Source organism: Streptomyces milbemycinicus (assembly GCF_002154605.1).
In the GTDB taxonomy this organism is placed as follows: Bacteria; Actinomycetota; Actinomycetes; order Streptomycetales; family Streptomycetaceae; genus Streptomyces; species Streptomyces milbemycinicus.
In genome coordinates this window covers 1-2321 of the sequence record NZ_MUNE01001181.1, presented here as the reverse complement: position 1 = coordinate 2321, position 2321 = coordinate 1, and the positions used below count along the sequence as shown (strand labels likewise).

Genomic DNA, 2321 nt, shown 5'->3' with positions numbered 1-2321 from the left:
CGTCGGGCGGGGCGACCGAGGCCGGGCAGTCGTGCCTTTACGTCGATCCGGACGGCGGGATGTCCGTGCGCCGGACCGAGTCGGCGAAGGCGACTTTCGATACGCAGTACGCCAATGGCTTCATCGTGACCATCGACCTCGCCGGCGCGGACGCCGCGCGCTTCGGCGAGTTGACGGGCAAGCTTGCCAAGGAGCAGCCCCCGCGGAACCGGCTGGCGATGGTGCGCGGCGACAAGCTGCTGTCCGCCCCGACCGTCGCGTCCGCCATTCCCGGGGGCAAGGTCCAGATCACCGGGTCGTTCGATCGGGACGAGGCGGAGCAGTTGGCGCGGGACCTCGGCGGCGGCTGAGCGCCAAGCCCCCTCCGTGGGCTCAGTTGTGCTCCATGGTCAGGGTCAGGGCGGTGCCGGGTTCGAGGGCCTGGCAGATATGCGGGGCGTCGCCGGGATACGCGATGTAGTCGCCCGGCCCCAGCTCGACCGGCTCCTCGCTGGGGCCGATGAGCACGCGCCCGGCGCTTACGACCGCGTGTTCCACGGTGCCCGGCTGATGCGGATCGGATTCGCGCGGCGGGCCAGGCTCCACATGTACGAGGTAGATGTCCCGGCGGGCGTTCGGCGGGCTGGAGGCCAGCAGGGTGGCCACGTAGTTCGAGCGCTCGGACGGCACGGCGATGCCCTCGCCGTGGCGCAGCACGGTCACCGGGGGGCGGGGCGGGTCGACCAGCCTGCTGAACGGCACGTCGAGGGTGACGCTGATCGCCCAGAGCGTTTCCACGCTGGGGTTGCCCGCGCCCGACTCCAGCTGGGACAGCGTGGACTTGGCGATTCCGGCGCGTTTGGCCAGCTCGGACAGGGACAGCCCGGCGCGGCCGCGCTCTTTGCGGATCGATGCGGCGATCCGTCCCAACGGGGGGCGGGGCGTCGGCTGGGTTCGTTCGCTCTGTCGGTCCACGTGTTCTCCTTGACGAACGACGGATGCTTTGTTCACCATATCGGCCATGCGTTCGCTATGGAAAACACTTGATCCCCCACTGCTGCGCGATATCGCGATGGTGGGCCTGGCCATCGGCGTCGTGGGCGTGTCCTTCGGGGCGATCGCAATCTCCCGTGGCGAACCGGCCTGGGTGCCGCTCACCATGTCGCTGACGGTGTTCGCCGCCGGGGCGCAGCTCGCCGCGCTGGACATCACTCTCGGCGGCGGCGGGACGGCCGCCGCCGTGGCCGCCGGGCTCGTACTCAACGCCCGGCTGCCGCTGTTCGGCCTGGCCGTCGCCGATGTGCTGGGCGGCGTACGGTGGCCCGCCCGGCTGCTGGGCAGCCATGCGCTGGTCGACCAGTCGGCGGCGTTCGCCCTGGCGCAGCGCGAACCGGCGCGGCGCAGAGCCGCGTTCTTCGTCTGCGGCGCGCTGCTGTACGTGATGTGGAACCTCGGCACCCTGCTGGGCGTGGTGGCCGGACGCGCCATGGGCGATCCGGGCGCGCTGGGCCTGGACGCTGCCGAGCCGATGGTGCTGCTGGCCCTGGTGCTCCCAGCCCTGCGCGAGCCCCGCACCCGCCGGGCGGCGCTGCTCGGCGCCGCGATCGCGCTGGGCTGTACGCCGTTTCTGCCCGGCGGGCTGCCCGTGCTGGTGGCCCTGGTGGGGGTGGCGGCGGCTGCGGCGGGCGGTGGCACCGGCGGGTCCCGTGGCGCAGGCGGGCCCCATGGCACCGGCGGGTCCCATGACACCGGCGGGCCCCATGGCACCGGCGGGTCCCATGACACCGGCGGGGCCCGTGGACCGGGCGGGACGCATGACACTGACGGGTCCCACGGCGCGGCAGGGGCGGAGGGCAACGCATGACTCCGCTGGCCGTTCTGCTGCTGGCCGTCGGCACCTTCGGGCTCCGGCTGTCCGGCCCGCTGCTCTCGGACCGGATCGAGCTGGGCGACCGGGCCCGGCAGCTGCTCTCCGCATCCACGACCGTGCTCCTGTGCGCGCTGGTCGCCACCTCGTCCCTCACCGCCGACCACGCCTTCGCCGGCTGGGCCCGGCCCGCCGGGGTGCTGGTGGGCGGGGCGCTGGCGGCCCGGCGGGCGCCGTTCCTCGCCGCGGTGGTGGCGGCAGCGGCGACCACCGGGGCGCTTCGGTGGCTCGGGGTGGACTGAGGCGGGACGAGGGGGTTAGCCCGTCGCGGCCGTGAAGTCGCTGCTCAGCAGGCCACAGGCAGCTTCTCGGCAGAGGTGGCGGATGCCGGAACGTCCTCCCCGTGCCTGCAGTCGCGGCAGCGGGTGGGCTCCGCCGCGCGGAGGGGGCGTTCGCAGCCGTCGCAGGTCTGCCA

Annotated in this window: 4 protein-coding genes; 3 read left to right on the top strand and 1 reads right to left on the bottom strand. The window is 73.7% G+C overall.

The window, feature by feature from the left end; translation table 11 throughout:
* A partial coding sequence (locus tag CCN51_RS55595; protein WP_425444818.1) for a SecDF P1 head subdomain-containing protein occupies positions 1-350 on the top strand: 350 nt, incomplete at its 5' end.
* Positions 351-372: 22 nt separating this feature from the next.
* Here the strand turns inward: CCN51_RS55595 and CCN51_RS51930 are convergent.
* Positions 373-954: a helix-turn-helix domain-containing protein gene (locus CCN51_RS51930; RefSeq protein WP_014177288.1), complete on the bottom strand. Its 582-nt coding sequence runs from the start codon at positions 952-954 to the stop codon at positions 373-375.
* A 46-nt stretch (positions 955-1000) separates the two neighbouring features.
* Here CCN51_RS51930 and CCN51_RS59515 point away from each other — a divergent pair, with 46 nt between their 5' ends.
* Positions 1001-1843: an AzlC family ABC transporter permease gene (locus tag CCN51_RS59515; protein ID WP_211303359.1), complete on the top strand. Its 843-nt coding sequence runs from the start codon at positions 1001-1003 to the stop codon at positions 1841-1843.
* A complete protein-coding gene (locus CCN51_RS51920; protein ID WP_014177286.1) occupies positions 1840-2148 on the top strand; it encodes an AzlD domain-containing protein in 309 nt (102 codons plus the stop codon). The genes CCN51_RS59515 and CCN51_RS51920 overlap by 4 nt, the downstream gene beginning before the upstream one ends.
* Positions 2149-2321: the final 173 nt, after the last annotated feature.

Coding starts and splice junctions, on each gene's coding strand:
- CCN51_RS51920 (WP_014177286.1), top strand. CDS start 1,840: ATGACTCCGCTGGCCGTTCTGCTGCTGGCCGTCGGCACCTTCGGGCTC.
- CCN51_RS59515 (WP_211303359.1), top strand. CDS start 1,001: ATGCGTTCGCTATGGAAAACACTTGATCCCCCACTGCTGCGCGATATC.